Below are 21550 nucleotides of genomic sequence, written 5' to 3'. Positions count from 1 at the left end.
TTTTCAAGGAGGAATGGAAAAATGAATTGGGAAGCTGAAGTAATACGAAAAAAAGACGACTTAATTCAGGACACACAATCTTTTTTACAAATTGAAAGTGTCCTTGATGAAGAAGGCGGCAAAGAAGGAAAGCCATTTGGTGAAAAAGTCGATGATGCCCTGCAGTATATGCTGAAAAAAGGGGAAGACGAAGGCTTCACAGTCAAGAATGTCGACGGCTATGCAGGTCATATTGAATACGGGGAAGGCGAAGACATTGTAGGTGTGCTGTGTCACGTGGACGTCGTTCCTGCTGGCGACGGCTGGACAACCCCGCCATTTTCAGCTGACATCAGAGAAAATAAAATCTTTGCACGCGGAGCTATTGATGACAAAGGCCCAACCATGGCGGCATTTTATGCGCTGAAGATCTTAAAAGATACTGGTCTGCAACTGTCGAAAAAAATTCGAATGATCATTGGAACAGATGAAGAAAGCGATTGGCGCTGTGTGGACCATTATTTCAAGCATGAGGCGATGCCGCAAATCGGATTTGCACCAGACGCCGATTTTCCGATTATTCATGCGGAAAAAGGGATTATTGATGCCACCCTGTCATTTACATATCAACAAACAGCGAATCATCAGCGCTATACGCTAAAGCAATTTACATCGGGTATGAGGCTCAATATGGTGCCAGATGAGGCAGCTGCTACTGTGACTTGTGCACAGGAACACGATGCTGAATTAATAAAGACAGCTTTCGAAGCCTATCTTGCTGATCATCAATTATCTGGTGAGGTAAAAAGCGCAGCGGATGGACTGCATTTTACATTAAAAGGGGTATCTGTTCATGCTATGGAGCCGGCGCATGGGACAAATGCGGGCATTCATATGGCGAATTTCTTATGCGGACACGAATTAGATGAGCAGGGACTTGCCTTTACCTCCCAAATCAACGCTTTATTTGATCAGGATACAAGAGGGCAAAAGCTGGGAATTGCTTGCAAAGATGAGATTAGTGGAGATTTGACGTTGAATGTTGGGATAATCCGCTATAAACAGAATGAGGAAGCAAAGCTAGGGTTAAATGTCCGCTATCCAGTGACAGCAGACGGCAAGGACGTCAAAAAAGGAATTGAAAGCATCAAAGGGGCGGCTCTTCTAAAATTCGAAGACAGTCCTCCGCATCACGTCTCAAAAGATCATCCGCTTGTGAAAACCTTGCAGCGGGTATATGAGGAACAAACGGGAGATCCTGCAACCCTTATTGCCATTGGGGGAGGAACGTATGCGAGATCTTTAGAAGCAGGCGTTGCCTTCGGACCTTTATTTCCTGGCAGACCAGACTGCGCCCATCAAAAGGATGAATATATTGAAATTGATGACTTACTGAGAGCAACAGCTCTTTATGCACAAGCCATGTATGAATTAGCAAAATAGAAATTGGAAAAGAGAAGAGGGGATTCACAGTGAAAAAAATGTTCTTATGCTCTTCATTCAAAGACAGCTATTCTCTCTTATCTGACTTTGCGGGTGAATCTTTAAAAGGGAAGCGCGTGACTTTCATTCCAACGGCAAGTGCTGTAGAAGAAGTCACGCACTATGTGGAGGCAGCGAAGGAAGCCTTTCAGCAATTAGGGATGCAAATTGAGACTGTGCAGATAGATGAACAGTCCGCTGAAGAGATCGCGCAGATGATCAAACAAAATGATGTGATCTACGTTTCAGGAGGCAACACTTTTTATTTATTGCAGGAATTAAGAAAGCATCGTCTCGATAACGTGTTGAAAGAAGAAGTCAATAACGGCAAGCTGTACATCGGAGAATCTGCGGGGAGTATCATTATGGCGCCAAGCATTGAATATATCTCTCTGATGGATGATCAAAAGAAGGCACAGGAGCTTTCATCATTTCAAGGTTTCAATGAAATAAGCCGCTATCCAGTACCGCATATGCACAATACCTATTTAGGCGAGGCTGCGCAGCTAATTATGGAGAAGTATCAGCAGACGCTTGATTTATGCCCGCTTACTGATGAACAGGCTTTACTCGTCACAGGGGAGCAGGCTGAGGTGCAATCTGTCAAAGCACCTTAACCATGAAACGAAGAAAAAGGAACAGGGATTCATCGCCCTGTTCCTTTTTTAATCTTGAAAAACATCACTTGATAAGTAACGTTCGCCCGTATCTGCTGTCATACAGATCACGATTTGATCTGCCGGCAATTGCTTGGCTGTTTCAATGGCTGCATAGCAAGCCGCCCCAGAGGATGGGCCTACTAAAATTCCTTCAAGCTTAGCGAGCTGCCGTGTGATGTGATAAGCGTCTTCGTCACTTACTTGCACGATGTCATCATAGACGTGCTCGTTTAAAATATGGGGGATAAATCCTGGGCTTGTGCCAACGAGCTTATGTTTCCCGGGTTTCCCGCCAGATAAGACAGGAGATCCCTTCGGCTCTGCCACACGGATGGTCAAATGAGGAAAGGCCTTCTTTAATTCCTCTCCAGTTCCAGTAATAGTACCTCCAGTCCCAGCTGTTGCGACAAAGGCTCCAAGAGGCTGTCCAAGTTGTTTCACAGCTTCCATGATTTCGACTGCTGTTGTTCCTCTATGTGCATCTGGGTTCGCCCTGTTGTCAAATTGCATAGGAATAAAGCTATGAGGAATTTGAGCAGCCAGTTCCTCAGCCTTTCGGATGCAGCCTGGCATTTTTTCTTCTCCTGGGGTTAAGACGACCTGCGCCCCGTATGCCTTCAAAATATTGATTCTTTCCTTTGTCATCGTATCAGGCATGACAAGGATGGCTTTGTAGCCTCTTGCGGCAGCATTCATGGCTAAACCAATCCCTGTATTCCCGCTCGTAGGCTCAATAATGGTTGCTCCTTTTGTGAGTTTCCCTTGTTTTTCTGCTTCGGTGAGCATATTGTAAGCCGCGCGGTCTTTTACACTTCCGCTGGGATTAAATGATTCCAGCTTTAAGTAAACAGCCGCCGCATTTTCTGGCTGAAGCCGCTGTAATTTAACAAGCGGTGTATCGCCAATCAGCTCCGCTATATTTTGTGCAACTTTCATCAGATGACACCCTTTCTTCTCATTCCGCATTTCTTTAGTTATACTATCATCAATGGGGATTCGTAAAGTTTGTTAAAAAAGGACAGGTGATATTGTGTCAGAAAACCGTCATTATTTTATAGGGATTCACATCCCTGAACAACTTGCGCATCAAATCAAACAAGACATTGATCAAAGGAGCGGACTGTTCTTTCAAAAATGGACAGCACCACATGATTATCATGTGACCCTTATCTTTTTAGGCGCCATTCCAGAAGAGCGTTTAAAAAAGATCATCCACCTGCTTGACATCCTTTCAAATGAAGCGTCTGCATTTCCACTAGAGCTGAATGAGGTAGGGCAGTTTGGTGCGAAAGAACGCCCAAGAGTCTTTTTTGCAAAGCCTCATGAAAGTGAGCCGCTCATGCATTTAAGAGAAAAGGTAAAGGAAGCCGTCTTGTCAGCCGGACACCCTGTTGAAAAGAGACCGTTTCATCCGCATATGACGATTGCGCGCAAATGGAATGCGGATGACCCTTATGAAAAGCAAGCACCTTTACGCAAAGAGCCATATGTGATGGAGGTTTCTCGTATCACTTTATTTGAAATACGTCCGAAGGAAACCCCTCGTTATCACGCAATCAAACAATTTACACTACATAAATGATTCTAGAAGTTGGAGTGAGCAGCAGATGGCGCAAATTATCAAAATTCAAGATTATATATCACGATATGAACAAGACCCGCATCACTATATCAATCAATTCAATCGGTTGAAAAAACAAAGATGGGACGAGTTAAAAAAGGCTTCAAAAGAGGAGGCGCAGCAACCGTTTGATCAAATTCCTCAACAAGCGCCAGAACAAGAGGAAGAAAAGAGAAAGAAATTCTCCTTAAAGAGAAAGCAAAAAGAAGCCGATATGAAAAAGGAACGGGACCTGAGTCTTTTTAACGAGCCGACAGATATAGAGCAAGGGGTTTTCAGAAACGTTCCTACCGATGAAACGAAGCTGATTCACTTTTTTAAGGATCATCTCTTTGAAGTGCAATTAAAATGGGCGAGTTCGACGATTTCACATATTTCAACCGTTTCCCATCATATTCGGTATGATGAAAAGCTGCGGATGCTTGCAAGGCAGCTTCCGGATTCTTATTTTGTGATGTACAAGCCGGTGCTGCTCATTCAAAAAGCTGAGATGGAATTATGTCCGATACTCATCACGCCGCTCGAAGTGATCTGTTTATCCTTCTTAGAGGCCGAGCCAGACAGCGTCTATATTGGAACGAAGGAACGTTTTTGGGAAAAACGGGCGACTGGGAAAGCTGTTCAGTCCGTCTTGAATCCTTGTGCAAGCCTTTTGCGCTCTGGCACCGTCGTGTCAAAGATCTTACAGCAGAGTGGTGTAGACCTTCCTGTGAAAAAAATCCTCATCAGCCGAACCTCTTATATTGATTTACCTGAAGTTCCATATGGGATGGAGGTTATCGATAAGAAGAAGGCAGAAGAGTGGTTTGAAAAGCAGCGGAAAAATACGGCGCCGACAAAGCATCAGCAATTTAAGGCGACAAAGGCATTGCTTGCTTATGGTGAATCAGACAGCAAAAGAAGACAGGAATGGCTCGATTAAAGGCATGATGGAAGGTCACGAAAAATGAGACCTGAGTGGAGCTAATATATGAATGAATGGTACTTTATCGTTAATCCAGAAGCAGGACATGGAAAAGGACTCCGCACATGGAGGAGCATAGAGAAAGAATTACAAAAGGTGGAGGTCTCTTATCGATCATTTCTCACCCAGCATGAAGGCCATGCCGAAGTTTTGGCAAGACAAATCAGTGCCATGCAGGATGACAGGCTGAAGCGCTTGATTGTTATTGGCGGTGACGGCACCATTCATGAAGTACTGAATGGCTTAAAGGAAGTCGATCATGTGCAGCTTAGTTTTGTCCCTGCTGGTCATTGGAATGATGCTGCGAAGGGTCTCGGTATCCATCGTCATGATGTCCTAAAAGAAGTGAGAAAGCAAAAGAGAATGCTCACCAAAACATTTTCTCTCGGCTCCTTTCAAGATCATGCCGAAAGTCCGCAATCTGTTCTCTTTCTCAATCATATCGGTGTGGGGTTTGACGCACATGTACTGAGGAAAACGGTGCATTTTAGAGGGGAGAAGTGGCTGAAACAGCTGGGGCTTGGCTTTATCATCTATCCTCTGTCATTTCTCCATTCTTTATGGTCGTTTAAGCCCTTTGATCTTGCGCTATTTATTGAAAATGAGAGGAAAGTCTTTCGCCAAGTGTGGTTTGTGATCGTATGTAATCACCCGTATTATGGGGGAGGGCTGGAAGCAGCGCCGGAAGTGAGTGCAAGGCAGCCAGGTTTTCAAACGATGGTTGTCACAGATTTGAATCCATTCAAAGTCCTCTTGTTTCTAAGTGCAATGGTGTTTCGAAAGCACCTTGGGATGAAGGGGGTTACCCTGTTTCAGCATGAGGAAGCGTTTTTAGAAGCAGATGAAAAAATCTTATTTCACGCAGATGGAGAAGTGATCGGCGCAACGCCTGTCTTTGTAAAGGCCAGTGAACGATCCTTAAAATTACGTGCTTAAATAACTTGCGGTATATCCGCAGGCAAAGAACCGTGAAAAAAGCCTTCTTTTTCATAAGGTTCTTGTCCTGATTTTTTAGTTTTGCTTGACGAGTATAAGAAGGTAACGATAAAATCTATAGGACGGCTATTGTTTAGCATCTCATTCTCAATAGCTGTCCTTTTTGTTTTTATGATCATATAAATAAAAAAAGAAACAGCCAATTGATCCTCAATCGGCTGAATTTTGTCGACTAAAAAAGCAAGATTTAAAATATTTTAAGAAATGATGGGTTGAAAATTGATATGAACTGGTTGGGACAAATATTAGGTAGCGAATGGCACATCTCTCCGGCTGGAGGCGCTACGGGAGATGCGTACTTCGCAACACACAATGACCAAAAGCTATTTTTAAAACGCAATACGTCACCGTTTCTTGCGGTTTTGTCAGCTGAAGGCATTGTGCCGAAGCTTGTCTGGACAAAACGGATGGAAAATGGAGATGTGATTACTGCACAGCATTGGCTGAGCGGCAGAGAGCTGAAGCCAAAGGACATGAATGATCGTCCTGTAGCAGAGCAGCTAAGAAAAATTCATACATCAAAAGAATTGCTCGATATGCTGAAACGATTAGAGAAGCACTCTCTAGACCCAGAATCCATTCTGATGCATTTGAAACAGTCCATATTAAACGAGCAAATTGATTCACAAGACATTTCGCGTGCCATCCAGTATTTAGAGAAGCATGTGGAGGCTGTCCATTTTGAGGACAAGGTCGTCTGTCATTGCGATCTCAATCATAATAATTGGCTGCTGACAGATGAAAACCAGCTCTATTTGATCGATTGGGATGGGGCGATGATTGCAGACCCAGCGATTGATCTTGGACCGCTTTTATACCATTATGTTGAGGAAGAGAACTGGGAAAGCTGGCTCTCTATGTACGGCGCCCCGCTGACGGACAATTTGCGAAAGCGCATGGCGTGGTACGTGCTCGCTGAAACCGTATCGTTTGTCGTTTGGCATAAACGAAAAGGGAATGAAAAGGCGCAAAAAGAAGTGCAAGCGGAGCTAAATGCACTCTTAAAACGGTTAAACATCCATTAAGACAGTGGAATGTTCTCGACCCACTCAGACAGATGTGATTGATGCTCCTCAATATGTGCATCAATTGAACTGACAGAGGTGCCCTTTTGGCTGTAATCATAAATATCTGTTAACAGCTGACGAATGTCGGGATCCAGATCTTCTTTTGCCAGCATTAATTGAATCACGCGTCCCACCTGTTCATATTCTGCAACAGTCCCGCAGCAATCCAGCTGGTGATCGGTTAAAATATCTTTGATTAATTGAAGCTGATGTTGACGGTTTAAACCCATACAAATGCTCCTTTCCTGCGTGTCATTTATGAGGTTAAACTGTGCATTCAGCGCCCAATTTATACATGCGGCAGACCAGCTCAAGCGAAGGGCTGGTCTTTTTATATGGACATAGAAGATGCTTTCTTGCGGGTCTTTATGTTTCATGGTATCTTGATAAAATGTAAAGAAAATAGAGGTGTATCAAATTGAGAATGCGACATAAACCATGGGCTGATGATTACTTAGCTGAGAATGCTCATATTGCTTTAGCGAGTCCCGAGCAATATAGAGGGAAATGGCATGAGCTGTTTGGAAATGATCATCCAATCCATATCGAAGTTGGGACAGGAAAAGGGAGCTTTATTGCTGGAATGGGCAAGCTTCATCCTGATATCAACTATATTGGCATTGAATTATTTAAAAGTGTCATTGTGACAGCAGTAGATAAAATCAAAGAGACAGATGTTGAAAATGTAAAGCTTTTGAACATCAATGCTGAGACGCTGACAGATGTGTTTGCGGAAAATGAGATTGACCGGGTGTATTTGAATTTCTCTGATCCGTGGCCAAAAGCAAGACACGAAAAGCGCAGATTGACGTTTAAAACCTTTTTAGAGCGATATGAACATATTCTTCGTCCAGGCGGTGAATTACATTTCAAAACAGATAACCGCGGGTTATTTGAATATTCCTTAAAAAGTTTTTCTGCCTACGGTCTTCTTTTAACGTATGTCAGCCTAGATTTACATGAGGACGGCTTAGAAGGAAACGTGATGACTGAATATGAAGAGAAATTCTCGTCTATGGGACAACCGATCTATCGATCAGAAGTCAAATTCCCAGAATAACAAGTGACATCAAGCTGGCTGCAAAGAAAAATGGCAGCCAGCTTTTTTTATGAAAAGATTGGTGCATGCGATTTTTGGCTGTATTTGCTACGATAGAAAAAGGAGGGATGACAGCAATGGAGACAATGAAAATAGGTGAAATGGAACTGTTTTGGTTAAACGGGGGAGATACGCACATGGACGGCGGTGCGATGTTCGGTGTCGTGCCAAAGCCATTATGGTCAAAAAAGTACCCGGTAAATGACCGCAATCAAATTGAATTACGATGTGATCCAATTCTTATTCGGTGGAAGGGTCTTCATCTGTTAGTGGATTCCGGCATCGGATCAGGGAAGCTGACAGATAAACAAAAACGCAATTACGGCGTGACAGAGGAAACCAAATTGGAAGAATCTCTAGCGGCGCTTGGCCTGCGCCCATCAGATATTGATTACGTATTAATGACACATCTGCACTTCGATCATGCCAGCGGATTAACAAAACGTGAAGGCGATAAGCTTGTGTCTGTTTTTCAGCAGGCAAAAATCATCACCTCGAAAATCGAATGGGATGAAATGAGAGCGCCGAACATTCGCTCAAGAAATACATATTGGAAAGAAAACTGGGAGCCTGTAGCAGACCAAGTGGTCACATTTGAAGAAAGCATCGAAGTGACAGAAGGCATCGAGCTGCATCATACAGGCGGCCACAGTAATGGTCATAGCATTTTAACGTTCACAAGTGAGGGTGAAACAGCGATTCATTTAGCTGATATCATGCCAACACATGCTCATAAAAATCCACTTTGGGTTTTGGCATATGATGATTACCCAATGACCTCGATTCCAGCCAAGCAAAAGTGGCAGGCATTTGCAGAAGAAAAAAATGCGTGGTACTTGTTTTATCATGATGCCATTTATCGTGCTGTAAAATGGGACGAAGACGGGCAGATCACACACGAAATCAAAAGAGAAACAGGAAGATAAAAGATCATCTGTATGTTTTTTTCGCCTTTCACACAAAATAACGACAAAATGAACTTGTGAAAGGAAGAGTGCAGGTGAACCAATTTTATCGTGTACATGGTGATGTGATCGAAACACCATTAAGAGGGATGGAAGTCATGTCAGTCCCTTATTTAAATAAAGGGGTTGCATTTACAAAGGAAGAGCGGGAGGAGCTCGGGTTAAAGGGATTTCTTCCGCCTAAGGTCTTAACCTTAGAGGATCAGGCAAAGCGTGCATATGAGCAGTTCAAGGCACAGCCGGATGATCTAGGGAAAAATGTGTATTTAACATCACTTCATGATAGAAATGAAGTGCTTTTTTACAAATTACTTAATGAGCACTTGGCGGAAATGCTTCCGATTGTCTACACGCCGACTGTAGGAACGGCTATTCAGCGTTATAGCCATGAGTATCGAAAGCCAAGAGGGCTCTATTTATCGATTGATGATCTGGAAGGCATGGAGGAGATTTTTGCCTCTTATGGTGTCGATGAATCAATCGACTTAATCGTTGCAACTGATGCAGAAGGCATTTTAGGTATTGGAGACTGGGGCGTTGGCGGGATTGCCATTTCAGTTGGGAAACTTGCTGTTTATACAGCTGCAGCAGGCATTGATCCCAGCCGCGTGCTGGCAGTAGTGCTTGATGCCGGAACGAACCAGGAAAGTCTATTGAATGATCCGCTTTATGTTGGAAATCAGCACTCCCGCGTTCGAGGAGAGCGCTATGATCAGTTCATTGATCAATATGTCGAGCTTGCCCGCGCTACTTTCCCAAACGCCCTCCTTCACTGGGAAGACTTTGGGACAAAGAATGCCCGTGCGATATTGGAAAAATATAAGGATCGTATTTGTACATTTAACGATGACATTCAAGGGACTGGCGCCGTTTCACTTGCTGCAGTGCTAGCATGTGCAAAAGCTTCGAAAGTTCCGCTGAAAGATCACCGTATTGTCATTTTTGGAGCGGGTACGGCAGGTATTGGCATAGCCGAGCAAATCCGTGATGCGATCGTCAGAGACGGAGTCAAAGAAGAGGAGTCCTACGATCATTTCTGGTGTATTGATAAAACGGGGCTGCTCACAGATGATTCACCTGACATTCAGCCATTTCAAAAGCCGTATGCAAGACGTTCTGACGAAGTAAAGGATTATGCCCGTAATGGTCCAAAGCATTCGATTGATCTATTAGAGGTCGTCAAGCAGGCGAAACCAACGATCTTAATTGGCACCTCGACTGTCGGAGGCGCTTTTACAGAGGAAATTGTAAAAGAAATGGCGTCACACGTGGAGCGCCCTGCGATTTTACCGATGTCGAATCCGACCCCTCTTTCAGAAGCAAAGCCGCAAGATCTGATCGAGTGGACTGAAGGACGCGCTCTTGTGACAACGGGAAGTCCATTTGCTCCTGTCGAGTATGGCGGTGTCACATATGAAATTGGACAAGCGAATAATGCCCTTGTCTTCCCAGGACTTGGTCTAGGCACAATTGTGTCAAAAGCCAGGTTGATGACAGACAGTATGTTTGTTGCGAGTGCTGAAGCCATTGCAAGCATGGTCAATGTTGGGAAGCCGGGTGCAGCGATGCTGCCAAGTGTCGATCAGCTTCGAACCGTTTCAGCGACAGTGGCCGTCCGTGTGGCGCAGGCAGCAATTGATGAAGGAATAGCAGAAGAAACGCCTGATGATCTTATTCAGGCTGTGCAGGACGCTATGTGGCATCCTGTGTACAAAAAAATCAAAGCCATATAAAAAAAGCTTCGCAAGGACACGTCTTTGCGAAGCTTTCTTGATCAAGCAACAGAATCAATGACATCCACGATCATGCCAGTTTTGGCATCAATCATTACTTCATACTGTTCAAGCTCGCCAAAGGCAGAGCGGGTAATGCCAGATTTGTACACATCAATCGTTTCACCATTTACGGTATACGGTTCTGGTACAGTATAAATCCAAGAGCCATCAATAGGGCCGCGCTGTTTAAAAGCAGATTTCACAATTTTTAATGCTTTTTCAGATGAGATATACGTAGGGAAAAATACTTTCTTTGCAACAATTGCAGCGGCTACGCCAATACTCGCACCAATTAGAACATGTTTTAACTTCAACGTGCTGCACCTCCGTATTGCTGTTTTTTCCATTATACAAAACTTGTCCATTGATGTTAAGGAATCCGAATACTTGAAAGCATATTCAAAATTTCTGGAGAGATACTTGGAAAACCGAAAGAATTCTTATAGTATAAAGTGAGTGTTATTTTTATAGGAATATATATGGTCATTACATAGAAACGAGGTAAACTGTAGAATGAACGAAGAAACATTGTCGCTTTTCCGAAATTTAACAGAATTACAGGGAACTCCAGGAAATGAGCACCATGTGCGTGCTTTTATGAAAAAGGAACTTGAGAAATATTCTGATGAACTCATTCAAGACCGTCTTGGCGGAGTGTTTGGCGTACGCAAGGGGCAGGAAAACGCACCGAAAATTATGGTAGCGGGTCATATGGATGAAGTCGGATTCATGGTCTCATCGATTACGAAAAACGGGATGATTCGTTTTCAAACACTTGGCGGCTGGTGGAGTCAAGTCATGCTGGCGCAGCGTGTGGACGTCCATACCGATCACGGGCCAATTCCTGGTGTCGTCTCTAGTACACCTCCTCACCTTCTGACGCCAGAACAAAAAAGCAAACCTGTGAAGCCGTCAGATATGCTCATTGATATTGGTGCAGACAGTGAAGAAGAGGCAAAAGAGCTTGGCGTTCGTCCAGGACAGCAAATCGTTCCTGCAACGGTTTTTACCCCAATGGCGAATCCAAAAAAGATTTTAGCGAAGGCTTGGGATAACCGCTATGGCTGCGGCCTTGCAATTGAATTATTAAAAGAATTAAAAGACGAAACACTTTCATGTCAGCTGTACTCAGGAGCAACTGTTCAAGAGGAAGTTGGGCTTAGAGGGGCTGAGGTAGCTGCGAATATGATTCAGCCAGATCTTTTCTTCGCTTTAGATGCGAGTCCTGCAAACGATGTGACAGGTGACAAAACACAGTTCGGCCAGCTTGGAAAAGGTGCACTTCTGCGTATTTTTGATCGGACAATGATTACGCACCGCGGAATGAGAGACTTTGTGCTTGATACTGCTGAGACAAACAACATTCCATATCAATATTTCGTATCACCGGGTGGTACGGACGCTGGACGTGTTCATATTTCAAACCAAGGTGTGCCTTCTGCCGTCATTGGGGTTTGCGCACGCTACATTCATACAAGTCATTCTGTTTTGCATGTGGATGATTACGCAGCGGCTAAAGAGTTAATTGTCCGCCTTGTCAAAAATTGTGATCAAAGTACAGTGGATTCTATTTATCAACAAGTATAAATAGAATAGAAAAAGGCTGCTTCTTCAATGAGAGCAGCTTCAGCGTGTAGACAAACCCTCGCATTCTTTGTCAGTCCTGCGTGCCGGTGCTCACGAATGTACAATTCGCTCCGCTCCGGTACTCGTCCTTCTTAGACTGCAAAGGTTTTCTATCACGCTGAAAAGAAGACAAAGGGCTAAAATAAACATCATTTTAGCCCTTTGTCAACTATCTGAAAGGCTGCCTCTTCAATGAGAGCAGCCTTCTTTATTATTGCTGTTCAAACACATAAGATAACGCCTTGATCGCTTGGTTTACGGTTTCCACAGTGATATTTGCTTTGTTTGAGAGTTCTTTTAACGGATGGTGCAGCTCTTTTGGACGGATTAAAATAAGAGGTTTCCCTTTTGCAATCGCAGCAGATGCATCCATGGCTGTGTTCCACTGTTTATATTTCTCACCAAAGCGTGCAATGACGACATCTGCTTTGTTTAATAAAATTTCAGTACGAAAATTGTTCAAATCAGAAGCTGCATCATCTTTGAAAATGGCATTCGGCTGCTCACCTAAAATATCCTCACCGATGTTATCTGAGCGGTCATGATTCTCCATTGGACCGACAAATGTCACTGGCAGCTTCAAAGATTGGCTTTTCTCCTTGATTTCATCACGCCACTGGCTATGAATTTCTCCAGCTAAATAGACAGTTAATTGCATAACGATCTCCTCCTTTTGTACAAACTTAGTAAAGGTTTGTCCTGTTTCTTTTCATGTTACACAAGAAGTGCTTGATAAAGCAAAAAAAATATGATTATGATATTCATGGTAGAGACTATTTTTCATCGTAAGAATACTACATATAATGGGAAGGACAGGCCTCTTCGTCTTTCCTATGAGAAAGCAGGAAGACGACGTTGATGACTTATTTGAAAAGAAAGGGGATCTCCCTTTCACTAAAGGTGTATTTCATTGATGCACTTTCTTATATGGCTTTAGGTCTATTTGCTACATTAGTGGTAGGTCTGATTTTAAAAACAGCAGGCGGTCTGTTATCACTTTCTCTCATTGTGAAAATGGGAACGCTTGCTATGGGACTGATGGGACCGGCAATTGGCGTAGCAGTTGCTTATCGCTTAAATGCTTCTCCATTAATCATTTTTGCAAGTGTTGTCTCAGGTGCTGCTGGAGCAGAGCTTGGGGGTCCTGCTGGAAGCTTTGCCGCAGCATTAATTGGTGTGGAACTCGGCAAGCTGGTCAGTGGTGAGACAAGAATTGATATTATTTTAACGCCGCTTGTCACCATTATCACTGGCTTTTTCACCGCTGCTTTCATCGGACCTGGGATTGAAGCCATGATGACAGGGCTCGGCAGGCTCATTATGTGGGGGACAGACCAAAGCCCGCTGATCATGGGCATGCTGGTAGCGACCATTGTTGGACTTGCCCTCAGTTCTCCGATCTCAAGTGCTGCACTTGCGCTTATGCTTGACTTAAGCGGAACCGCTGCTGGTGCTGCAACGATTGGCTGCTGTGCTCAAATGGTTGGCTTTGCTGCTGCAGGCTTTAGAGAAAATCGCTTTGGCGGTCTTGCGGCTGTCGGCATTGGAACGTCAAAATTGCAGCTTTCGAACATTGTGAAAAATCCCCTCATCCTGATTCCGCCGACGATTGCTGGTCTGATTCTCGCGCCAATTGGTATTATTGGCTTTGGGATGGTCAATAATGCGGCAGGAGCGGGAATGGGAACGAGCGGCCTTGTTGGACAGCTCATGACCCTGACCGTCATGGGGTTTCATCCATCTGTGTTTCTGGCGATAGCTCTCTTGCATATCGTTGGCCCGGCAGTGATTAGTTTGGTAGTATCAGAATGGATGAGAAAGAAAGGCTATATACAATACGGAGATTTAACCATACAAACTGGAGGAATGAAACATGAAAAAAATTGAATCAAACGAAGAATTACAAAAAGTGATTCAAGAAGACTTAACGGTATTGCTATTTTCAGCTGACTGGTGCCCGGACTGCACATTTATTGAGCCATTCTTGCCAGAGCTTGAAGCAAACTACCCAGAATTTGAGTACTTCTATGTTGATAGAGACAAGTTCATTGACACTTGTGCAGAGTGGGAAATTTACGGCATTCCAAGCTTTTTAGTCTTTAAAAACGGACAAGAGATTAACCGCTTTGTCAGCAAAGATCGTAAGACAAAGGAAGAGATTGAAGCATTTTTAACAGATTCTCTTTCTAAATAACGAAAGGAGAGTCTAAAACGATGGCAAAAATGACATCAAGACAGCTTGCGAATGAACTCAAAAGCCGTCTAACGAACGACAGCTGGTCACACCAGTTTGACCGGGAAAAAGATACGCTTCGTATTGAAGATAAACAAACAGGCAAAGGCATCACACTAGAGCTCCCGCCAATTATTGCAAAATGGGAAGTAAAGCCTGATGAAACCATCGATGAGATCGTTTATTATGTGAAAGAAGCGCTGAGTGCGATGAAAGGCGAAGCGCAGCACATTTCAGGAAAAGAAAAGCAGATCTATCCAGTCATTCGTTCCACTTCCTTTCCTGAGGCATCAAGTGATGGAATTCCCCTCGTGTTTGATGAACATACAGCAGAAACGAGAATCTACTATGCACTTGATCTTGGAAGCACCTATCGATTAATTGATGAAAAGATGCTTCAAAAGGAAAACTGGACAAAAGAGCGAATTAGAGAAACCGCCAGCTTCAATGTCCGTTCGCTAGAAACTGTAGTGAAAATGGATGAAGTGGCAGGCAACCGGTTTTATTTCTTCCGTGCAAATGACGGATATGACGCCAGCAGACTTTTAAATGAATCGTTATTACAAGAATACGCGCAAAAAATAGAAGGACAAATGGCGATTTCTGTTCCCCATCAAGATGTATTCATCATTGCTGATGTTCGCAATGATTCAGGCTATGATATTTTAGGACAGATGTCGATGAGCTTCTTCGCCAGCGGTACGGTTCCGATTACCGCATTATCATTTTTATATGATGAGGGGAAGCTTGAACCGATCTTTATACTTGCAAAAAGCAGACCAAAACAGCAGTAGAAGGGAATTTTGAAGAATGAACGTTTTTTATAATGCAGAAGGTGTAGGCGACACACTCCTTATTTCATTGAAAGATGTGACGAGAGAAGAAGTAGGTCATGAGACGTTTGGAGATGTTGTACGAATCTTCAATCAAGAAACAAAAGAAACAACAGGCTTTAATATCTTCAATGCATCCACTTACATGAAAATTGAAGAAAACGGATCTGTCCCGCTTTCTGAAACCATTGTTCAAGATATCAATGAAATTTTAAACCGCAACGGTGTCAGTGAAACGTTGACTGTGGATCTATCACCAAAATTTGTTGTCGGCTATGTGAAGGAAAAAGAAAAGCATCCGAACGCGGATAAATTAAACATTTGCCAAGTTGATGTAGGCGATGAAACCTTACAAATCGTATGCGGTGCACCAAACGTTGACCAAGGCCAATATGTCGTGGTGGCGAAGGTCGGTGCAGTGATGCCAAACGGTATGGTCATCAAAGATGCTGAGCTTAGAGGTGTTCCATCAAGCGGCATGATCTGTTCAGCGAAAGAGTTAGATCTTCCAGACGCACCTGCTGAAAAAGGGATTCTTGTTTTAGATGGAAGCCATCAAGCTGGCGAACCCTTTAAAGCGTAACCTCCCATAAACGGACACATAGGAGCGAAGAATGTGTTATACCAAAAGTCACTAAGTACGTACTTAGTGACTTTTTTTCATCTACAGACAGCATGAACAGCAAAAAGCGGCACTTTTCTCGCTTTTCTGCATGAAAAAGCAATGGTATACTAAAAATCGCCCAAGAAAACGTAAGGGGAGTTAAAGTGAGTGATAAATGATGAGTTGGTTAGATAAATTTTTTAGTGTATTTTTAGGAGAAGAAAAGAAAGAAGAAAAAGCTGCAAGACCTGAAGAAGATCTAGCTGCACCAAAGCAGCCAGCTTTTGAACCGCATAAAGAATATAAAAAAATCGAAGATACGAAAGTGTATTATGAATATCCAAAAGGGAACTTTCGCTTTCCGCTCGTTCCAGATGAACCTCAGCGCGATGGAGTGAAGCCGGAGAGAAGACGCGCCAAACCAAGCCAGTCAAAGACCAGACAGACAACCTATCAGCCTAAACAAACGCTTCAGCCTGATATGAATAAAAAGCCATTCAAACCAGAGCAAATTCCATCACCGATCTATGGCTATCATCAGGATATGCGTCCAAAACGGGCAGATGCAAAAGAAGAAACAGCTTCAGTTCAAAGGAAAGCAGCAGAAGAAACGGCGCAGCGTGTCACACTGTTATCAGAAGAGGCAGAGCGTGAACGGAATGTCAGACAGCAAATGAACATCCCGTCAATACAGAAAGAAAAACGTATCGAGGAAATGGTTTCAGCGTCAGCAGAAGAGAGAGCAGATAAGGAGCCAGCAGTAACCCCGCATACATTACAAGAGGAACTCGCTTATCAAGATCATGTTCAATCGACGATGGAACGTTTAACTGACGAGCCTTTCATCGAGCCAGAAGATCATCATGAAGCTGATTTACATAAGCAGCAAGCCGAAGTCTATCAGAAGCAGCCGGTAGAGCCTGAGACAGAACAGGCTGCCTCAAGCAATGACGAAGAAATAAAAGACGAGCCTGTCCATCAGTTTGAAGAGCATACTGAGGAAATAGAGATGTTGACCTTTGAAACACCGGAACCTTCGCAGCCGGCAATTGAAATGGAAGTAGACATTCCAGCAGAAGAAGCGGCGTTAACAGAAAACATTTCAGCAGAACCGGTGGAAGAAGTAGAAGCTGATCCAATGGAAGACAAACAAGAAGAAGCGCCAGCGGCAGCATTTGAAGAAGCTGAGCCAGTCAAACATGACCTGCCGGAAGATCAGCTGGTTCAAGAAGCTGAAATTGAAGAAGATCAAGCGGTGCCAGTAGAGCAAGTAAGAGAGGAACAAACTGCATCTGAACCGGCAGAAACGGTCATAGAACTGACAGAGCAGCAAGAACAAACGCAGGAAGTCAAGAAAGAAGAACCAAAACAGACATCTCCGCAGCCACAACGCACAAGCGGTCAAACCTCCACGGTTCCTTTTAATGTCATGATGTTAAAAAGCGACCAGCGCGTGCAAGGGCAAAAGAAAGCAGCCGATACACAAGGATATGTTTTTCCAAGTCTCGCCCTTTTAGACGTACCGCCAGCTCAAAAAGAAGAGGACGGGACATGGGTGAAAGAGCGGGCTGAGCTGCTCAATGCGACACTTAAAAATTTCAACGTAAGAGCAAGTGTGGTTCATGTCACACAGGGCCCTTCTGTGACAAGGTTTGAAGTACATCCAGAACCAGGTGTCAAAGTGAACAAAATCACGAACCTGTCAGATGATATTAAACTTAGTTTGTCCGCAAAGGATATTCGAATTGAAGCCCCGATTCCAGGAAAGAACACAATCGGGATCGAAGTGCCAAACCTGCACAGTAAAATGGTGTTCTTAAGAGAAATGATCAGAAGCAGTGCGTTTAGAGACAATCCATCTCCTTTAACAGCGGCACTCGGATTAGATATTTCAGGCCAGCCTGTCGTGGTTGATCTGCAAAAAATGCCCCATGGCTTAATTGCCGGAGCCACTGGTTCAGGAAAAAGCGTCTGCATTAATACGATTTTAGTGAGCTTAATGTTTAAAGCATCACCAGATGAAGTGAAAATGCTCTTAATTGACCCTAAAATGGTTGAATTAGCGCCGTATAATCACATTCCGCATCTTGTGAGTCCCGTCATTACCGATGCCAAGACAGCAACAGCTGCTCTGAAATGGGTAGTGGATGAAATGGAAAGACGCTATGAACTATTTGCACACTCTGGCGTGAGAGAAATTAAACGATTCAATGAGCTTGTGAAAGAAAAACAAATGGGTGAAAAACTGCCTTATCTCGTCGTGGTGATTGATGAGCTGGCTGATTTAATGATGGTTGCACCAAATGAAGTCGAAGAAAGCATCTGCCGAATTGCACAGAAAGCAAGAGCATGCGGCATTCACTTATTGATTGCGACACAAAGACCTTCTGTTGATGTCATTACAGGTCTCATTAAAGCCAATATCCCAACAAGAATTGCGTTTTCTGTTTCAAGTCAGGTGGATTCAAGAACGATTATTGACATGGCAGGTGCAGAAAAGCTTCTCGGAAAAGGGGACATGCTCTTCTTAGAAAATGGCTCTGGCAAGCCGACAAGGCTTCAAGGGAACTTTGTATCAGACCGTGAGATTGATCAAGTGGTAGCACATGTGAGAAAGCAGCGCAAGCCCGTGTTCCTTTTTGAACAGGAGGAACTAATGCTGCAAGGCTCTGCGATTACAGACGAAGATGAATTGTTTATGGATGCCTGCCGTTTTGCCATCGAGCAGAATAGCGCTAGTACATCAAGTTTGCAGCGAAGATTTAGAATTGGCTACAATCGTGCAGCCAGGTTGATAGACATGATGGAGCGCGAGGGCATGATCTCTGGTGCGAAAGGCAGTAAGCCAAGAGAAGTGCTCATGACACTTAGTGACTTAGAACAGTTGATCTAAACAAACCACTTCATTTTTTTCGTAAACATGGTATGATAGCACATAGGTGCAATTTTGTAATTGGACGCTTTTCGCATGTCTGCCAGAACGCTTTTTTATGTAAAATAAGCGGAAACAGGTGTTAGAAATGGGAAAGTTGTCGGATACTAATCATAGTTAATATTGATTAGAATAGGAAGATCGGAAAAAAATCTTTATTTGGAGCTGCGATCTGTGATCAGCTAGAGGCAAAAATCACAAGTTGCAAATTGAAATGAGCGTCATATACTGTAAGTCAGATAGACGTTTGTTGGAGGTACAATTATGACTGTTTATCATTTTGTTGGAATAAAAGGGACAGGTATGAGTCCACTGGCCCAAATTCTTCATGATACTGGGTATACTGTCCAAGGATCGGATATCGAAAAACATATCTTTACACAAAAAGCATTAGAAGAACGAAATATTAAAATTCTACCATTTGACCCTGATAATATTCAGCCAGGGATGACGGTCATCGCAGGAAATGCATTCCCTGATACACACCCTGAGATTGAACGTGCCCTTTCTGAAGGGATTCCTGTCATTCGTTACCATAAATTCCTTGGAGAATACATGGATTCATTCACAAACGTTGCGATTACTGGTGCTCATGGAAAAACATCGACAACAGGACTGCTTGCTCACGTCATGCAGGCAGCCAAACCTACTTCGTACTTAATCGGTGATGGATCTGGAATGGGGAAAGAAAACAGCGAGTATTTTGTCTTTGAAGCATGCGAATACCGCAGACACTTCCTCAGCTATCATCCAGATTATGCGATCATGACCAATATTGATTTTGATCACCCTGATTATTTCTCGGATATTGATGACGTGTTTGATGCATTTCAAAACATGGCGCTTCAAGTGAAAAAAGCCATTATTGCCTGTGGTGATGATGAGCATCTGCCAAAGATTCAAGCGAAGGTACCTGTTGTGTACTACGGTTTCAACGAAGAAAATGATTTCCAAGCTCGCAATGTTGTGAAAAATACGGAAGGCACTACATTTGATGTATTTGTACGCAATACGTTTTATGATACCTTCTACATTCCTGCCTACGGAAATCATAATGTCCTCAACTCGTTAGCTGTCATTGCATTATGTCACTATGAGTCCATTGATGTAGAGCTTATCAAAGGCGCATTAACGACATTTGGCGGTGTGAAACGACGCTTTAATGAAAAAGTGGTCGGTGAGCAGGTCTTAATTGACGATTATGCACATCATCCAACTGAAATTGAAGTCACGATTGAAGCAGCTCGCCAAAAATATCCGGACCGTGATATTGTAGCTGTCTTCCAGCCGCATACGTTCACACGTACACAGCAATTCTTAAGTGAATTTGCTGACAGTCTAAAGAAAGCCGACTATGTCTACCTTTGTGATATTTTCGGTTCAGCCCGTGAAAACATTGGGAAGCTGAGCATTGAAGATTTACAAGAAAAAATCCCGCAGGCCCAATTAATTGAGGAAGAAGATACATCTGTGCTGAAAACGCACGAAGATGCGATTCTGATCTTTATGGGAGCAGGAGACATTCAGAAATATTTGCGTGCTTATGAAAAAGTTGCTGTATAAATGCTTAAAAAAGTGCCGTTTCACACGGCACTTTTTTTATTTTGAATAAAATGTGACAAAAGGGCTAAATGTGGCAACATGCGGCGCTTTTTTTCGTTCGCTGTGGACAGGAATTAGCGAATAAGTGTAGAATTATTATTCAATCGGTCATTCTAGGCGATGTTTGAATGATACAACGAGAGGGTAATGAATTGAATATGCCCGCAGCAAAGGAGGTATCAGATGATTATTATTCTATATCTAAGCGTTGCACTGATCGCAATTGCTTTCCTCATTCTTGTCATCTATTTGTCCAAAACATTAAAATCCTTACAGCTGACATTAAAGAATGTTGCATCAACTTTAGAAGGTCTTGAAGGTCAGATGCAAGGCATCACCACAGAGACAGCACAGTTGCTACATAAGACGAATCAGCTTGCTGAAGATATTCAAGACAAATCAGCAAAACTCAATACAGTTGTGGATGCGGTGCAGGGAATTGGCGGCTCGATCAACCAATTTAATACAAGCATAAAGCAGGCAGCTGGTGCGGTTTCTTCATCCGTTGAAAGAAATCAAGAAAAAGTGACGGATGTGGTTAGCTGGAGTAACGCAGCACTTGAAATTTATAAAAAATGGAAACAGCGTAAACACCAAAAATAAACCATATTCGCATAGGAGGAATAATCATGAGCAAAGACGGAATCAATAGCAAAGACTTTTTGATCGGAACACTTATTGGTGGAATTGTTGGTGCAACAACAGCATTATTTTTAGCACCGAAGTCAGGGAAAGAGCTTCGCGATGATTTGAACACCCAAGCGAATGCGTTAAAAGAAAAAACAGACCGGCTCACAACAGATGCAAAAGAAAGAGGCACTGAATATGTGACGATTGCGAAAGATAAAACGTCTGAATTGTCTCAGCTTGTAGCAGAGCAGTCAAACCAGATTTTAGACAAAGTGAAAGACATAAAAGACCGTGCTGCTGGTAAAGCTAATCATGTGAAAAGTGAAGCAGAAGATGCGGCAGCTGATTTAGCAAGCGAAGCATCAGATGTAGCTGATGAAGCAAAAGTACGAGCACAAGAAGCAAAATCAGAAATTGAAGACGGCATCAAGGATGTCAAAGAAAAAGTAGAACAATCTACTAAAGGCTAACGCTCACTGCTCG

22 protein-coding genes are annotated in these 21550 nt (G+C 43.2%); 18 read left to right on the top strand and 4 right to left on the bottom strand.

Annotated elements, in window-relative coordinates; genetic code table 11:
- Positions 1–21 precede the first annotated feature (21 nt).
- Together pepV and NSS76_RS13990 are read left to right on the top strand one after the other, a co-directional pair.
- Entirely contained in the window at positions 22–1422 is a 1401-nt protein-coding gene (gene pepV / locus NSS76_RS13995; protein WP_341082399.1) for a dipeptidase PepV, read from the top strand.
- A gap of 29 nt (positions 1423–1451) precedes the next feature.
- Complete coding sequence (locus tag NSS76_RS13990; RefSeq protein ID WP_341082398.1) at positions 1452–2078, top strand: Type 1 glutamine amidotransferase-like domain-containing protein; 627 nt, start codon at positions 1452–1454, stop codon at positions 2076–2078.
- Positions 2079–2126: 48 nt separating this feature from the next.
- On the opposite strand, the gene cysK is transcribed toward NSS76_RS13990, so the two are convergent.
- Positions 2127–3056, bottom strand: coding sequence for a cysteine synthase A (gene cysK, locus NSS76_RS13985; protein ID WP_415475616.1), 930 nt, complete (start codon positions 3054–3056; stop codon positions 2127–2129).
- A 94-nt stretch (positions 3057–3150) separates the two neighbouring features.
- On the opposite strand from cysK, the gene thpR reads away from it, so the two are divergent.
- The 4 genes from thpR to NSS76_RS13965 all read left to right on the top strand — a co-directional run bounded on the left by thpR (position 3151) and on the right by NSS76_RS13965 (position 6726).
- Positions 3151–3702 (top strand): RNA 2',3'-cyclic phosphodiesterase, encoded by a 552-nt coding sequence (thpR, locus tag NSS76_RS13980; RefSeq protein WP_270127398.1) that lies wholly within the window; start codon positions 3151–3153, stop codon positions 3700–3702.
- A gap of 25 nt (positions 3703–3727) precedes the next feature.
- Positions 3728–4663 carry a hypothetical protein gene (locus tag NSS76_RS13975; protein ID WP_024424870.1) on the top strand — a complete coding sequence of 312 codons (936 nt, stop codon included), beginning with the start codon at positions 3728–3730 and terminating at the stop codon, positions 4661–4663.
- Positions 4664–4711: 48 nt separating this feature from the next.
- A complete protein-coding gene (locus NSS76_RS13970; protein WP_332285464.1) occupies positions 4712–5641 on the top strand; it encodes a YegS/Rv2252/BmrU family lipid kinase in 930 nt (309 codons plus the stop codon).
- A 284-nt stretch (positions 5642–5925) separates the two neighbouring features.
- Positions 5926–6726 carry a phosphotransferase family protein gene (locus tag NSS76_RS13965; protein ID WP_024424868.1) on the top strand — a complete coding sequence of 267 codons (801 nt, stop codon included), beginning with the start codon at positions 5926–5928 and terminating at the stop codon, positions 6724–6726.
- On the opposite strand, the gene NSS76_RS13960 is transcribed toward NSS76_RS13965, so the two are convergent.
- The gene (locus NSS76_RS13960; RefSeq protein WP_025092409.1) at positions 6723–6998 is read right to left on the bottom strand and encodes a YtzH-like family protein; all 276 of its coding nucleotides are present in this window, start codon (positions 6996–6998) and stop codon (positions 6723–6725) included. The two genes, NSS76_RS13965 and NSS76_RS13960, sit on opposite strands and share 4 nt — an antisense overlap.
- Before the next feature lie 188 nt (positions 6999–7186).
- Here NSS76_RS13960 and trmB point away from each other — a divergent pair, with 188 nt between their 5' ends.
- The 3 genes from trmB to NSS76_RS13945 all read left to right on the top strand — a co-directional run bounded on the left by trmB (position 7187) and on the right by NSS76_RS13945 (position 10565).
- Complete coding sequence (gene trmB, locus NSS76_RS13955) at positions 7187–7828, top strand: tRNA (guanosine(46)-N7)-methyltransferase TrmB (protein ID WP_025092410.1); 642 nt, start codon at positions 7187–7189, stop codon at positions 7826–7828.
- Between the two features lie 116 nt (positions 7829–7944).
- Positions 7945–8793: a YtnP family quorum-quenching lactonase gene (locus tag NSS76_RS13950; protein ID WP_073207031.1), complete on the top strand. Its 849-nt coding sequence runs from the start codon at positions 7945–7947 to the stop codon at positions 8791–8793.
- Positions 8794–8867: 74 nt separating this feature from the next.
- On the top strand, positions 8868–10565 hold the full coding sequence (locus NSS76_RS13945; protein ID WP_073207028.1) for an NAD-dependent malic enzyme: 1698 nt from the start codon (positions 8868–8870) through the stop codon (positions 10563–10565).
- A gap of 41 nt (positions 10566–10606) precedes the next feature.
- Here the strand turns inward: NSS76_RS13945 and NSS76_RS13940 are convergent, their stop codons facing one another.
- On the bottom strand, positions 10607–10921 hold the full coding sequence (locus NSS76_RS13940; protein WP_003217759.1) for a PepSY domain-containing protein: 315 nt from the start codon (positions 10919–10921) through the stop codon (positions 10607–10609).
- Between the two features lie 199 nt (positions 10922–11120).
- Between NSS76_RS13940 and NSS76_RS13935 the strand changes: the two genes are divergently transcribed.
- Positions 11121–12194 (top strand): M42 family metallopeptidase, encoded by a 1074-nt coding sequence (locus tag NSS76_RS13935; RefSeq protein WP_024424863.1) that lies wholly within the window; start codon positions 11121–11123, stop codon positions 12192–12194.
- Between the two features lie 250 nt (positions 12195–12444).
- Here NSS76_RS13935 and NSS76_RS13930 read toward each other — a convergent pair whose 3' ends face one another.
- Positions 12445–12891, bottom strand: a complete 447-nt coding sequence (locus NSS76_RS13930) for a YtoQ family protein (RefSeq protein WP_024426182.1) — start codon at positions 12889–12891, stop codon at positions 12445–12447.
- 200 nt (positions 12892–13091) lie between these two features.
- On the opposite strand from NSS76_RS13930, the gene NSS76_RS13925 reads away from it, so the two are divergent.
- The 8 genes from NSS76_RS13925 (at position 13092) to NSS76_RS13890 (ending at position 21537) form a co-directional block, all read left to right on the top strand.
- Positions 13092–14120 carry a PTS transporter subunit IIC gene (locus tag NSS76_RS13925; RefSeq protein WP_044332407.1) on the top strand — a complete coding sequence of 343 codons (1029 nt, stop codon included), beginning with the start codon at positions 13092–13094 and terminating at the stop codon, positions 14118–14120.
- A complete protein-coding gene (locus tag NSS76_RS13920) occupies positions 14107–14427 on the top strand; it encodes a thioredoxin family protein (RefSeq protein WP_024424860.1) in 321 nt (106 codons plus the stop codon). Before NSS76_RS13925 ends, NSS76_RS13920 begins: the two co-directional genes overlap by 14 nt.
- Positions 14428–14447: 20 nt before the next feature.
- On the top strand, positions 14448–15260 hold the full coding sequence (locus NSS76_RS13915) for a DUF1444 domain-containing protein (protein WP_024426180.1): 813 nt from the start codon (positions 14448–14450) through the stop codon (positions 15258–15260).
- 16 nt (positions 15261–15276) lie between these two features.
- A complete protein-coding gene (ytpR, locus tag NSS76_RS13910) occupies positions 15277–15882 on the top strand; it encodes a YtpR family tRNA-binding protein (RefSeq protein ID WP_206534380.1) in 606 nt (201 codons plus the stop codon).
- Between the two features lie 196 nt (positions 15883–16078).
- Complete coding sequence (locus tag NSS76_RS13905; protein ID WP_341082397.1) at positions 16079–18796, top strand: DNA translocase FtsK; 2718 nt, start codon at positions 16079–16081, stop codon at positions 18794–18796.
- Between the two features lie 303 nt (positions 18797–19099).
- On the top strand, positions 19100–20398 hold the full coding sequence (gene murC, locus NSS76_RS13900; protein ID WP_024424856.1) for a UDP-N-acetylmuramate--L-alanine ligase: 1299 nt from the start codon (positions 19100–19102) through the stop codon (positions 20396–20398).
- Between the two features lie 222 nt (positions 20399–20620).
- On the top strand, positions 20621–21040 hold the full coding sequence (locus NSS76_RS13895; protein ID WP_024424855.1) for a DUF948 domain-containing protein: 420 nt from the start codon (positions 20621–20623) through the stop codon (positions 21038–21040).
- Between the two features lie 26 nt (positions 21041–21066).
- Positions 21067–21537, top strand: a complete 471-nt coding sequence (locus NSS76_RS13890) for a YtxH domain-containing protein (protein WP_024424854.1) — start codon at positions 21067–21069, stop codon at positions 21535–21537.
- Positions 21538–21550 lie beyond the last annotated feature (13 nt).

Source organism: Bacillus sp. FSL R5-0654 (assembly GCF_038008745.1).
GTDB classification, from domain to species: domain Bacteria; phylum Bacillota; class Bacilli; order Bacillales; family Bacillaceae; genus Bacillus; species Bacillus safensis.
Note: the sequence above shows the minus strand (reverse complement) of the source record. Positions and strands in the feature narration are given on the sequence as shown.

Bases quoted from the DNA above. Each gene is read 5' to 3' on its own strand.
- pepV (WP_341082399.1), top strand. From the start codon at position 22: ATGAATTGGGAAGCTGAAGTAATACGAAAAAAAGACGACTTAATTCAG.
- cysK (WP_415475616.1), bottom strand. From the start codon at position 3,056: ATGAAAGTTGCACAAAATATAGCGGAGCTGATTGGCGATACACCGCTT.
- NSS76_RS13975 (WP_024424870.1), top strand. From the start codon at position 3,728: ATGGCGCAAATTATCAAAATTCAAGATTATATATCACGATATGAACAA.
- NSS76_RS13970 (WP_332285464.1), top strand. From the start codon at position 4,712: ATGAATGAATGGTACTTTATCGTTAATCCAGAAGCAGGACATGGAAAA.
- NSS76_RS13965 (WP_024424868.1), top strand. From the start codon at position 5,926: ATGAACTGGTTGGGACAAATATTAGGTAGCGAATGGCACATCTCTCCG.
- NSS76_RS13960 (WP_025092409.1), bottom strand. From the start codon at position 6,998: ATGGGTTTAAACCGTCAACATCAGCTTCAATTAATCAAAGATATTTTA.
- NSS76_RS13950 (WP_073207031.1), top strand. From the start codon at position 7,945: ATGGAGACAATGAAAATAGGTGAAATGGAACTGTTTTGGTTAAACGGG.
- NSS76_RS13935 (WP_024424863.1), top strand. From the start codon at position 11,121: ATGAACGAAGAAACATTGTCGCTTTTCCGAAATTTAACAGAATTACAG.
- NSS76_RS13930 (WP_024426182.1), bottom strand. From the start codon at position 12,891: ATGCAATTAACTGTCTATTTAGCTGGAGAAATTCATAGCCAGTGGCGT.
- NSS76_RS13925 (WP_044332407.1), top strand. From the start codon at position 13,092: ATGACTTATTTGAAAAGAAAGGGGATCTCCCTTTCACTAAAGGTGTAT.
- NSS76_RS13920 (WP_024424860.1), top strand. From the start codon at position 14,107: ATGAAAAAAATTGAATCAAACGAAGAATTACAAAAAGTGATTCAAGAA.
- NSS76_RS13915 (WP_024426180.1), top strand. From the start codon at position 14,448: ATGGCAAAAATGACATCAAGACAGCTTGCGAATGAACTCAAAAGCCGT.
- ytpR (WP_206534380.1), top strand. From the start codon at position 15,277: ATGAACGTTTTTTATAATGCAGAAGGTGTAGGCGACACACTCCTTATT.
- NSS76_RS13905 (WP_341082397.1), top strand. From the start codon at position 16,079: ATGATGAGTTGGTTAGATAAATTTTTTAGTGTATTTTTAGGAGAAGAA.
- murC (WP_024424856.1), top strand. From the start codon at position 19,100: ATGACTGTTTATCATTTTGTTGGAATAAAAGGGACAGGTATGAGTCCA.
- NSS76_RS13895 (WP_024424855.1), top strand. From the start codon at position 20,621: ATGATTATTATTCTATATCTAAGCGTTGCACTGATCGCAATTGCTTTC.
- NSS76_RS13890 (WP_024424854.1), top strand. From the start codon at position 21,067: ATGAGCAAAGACGGAATCAATAGCAAAGACTTTTTGATCGGAACACTT.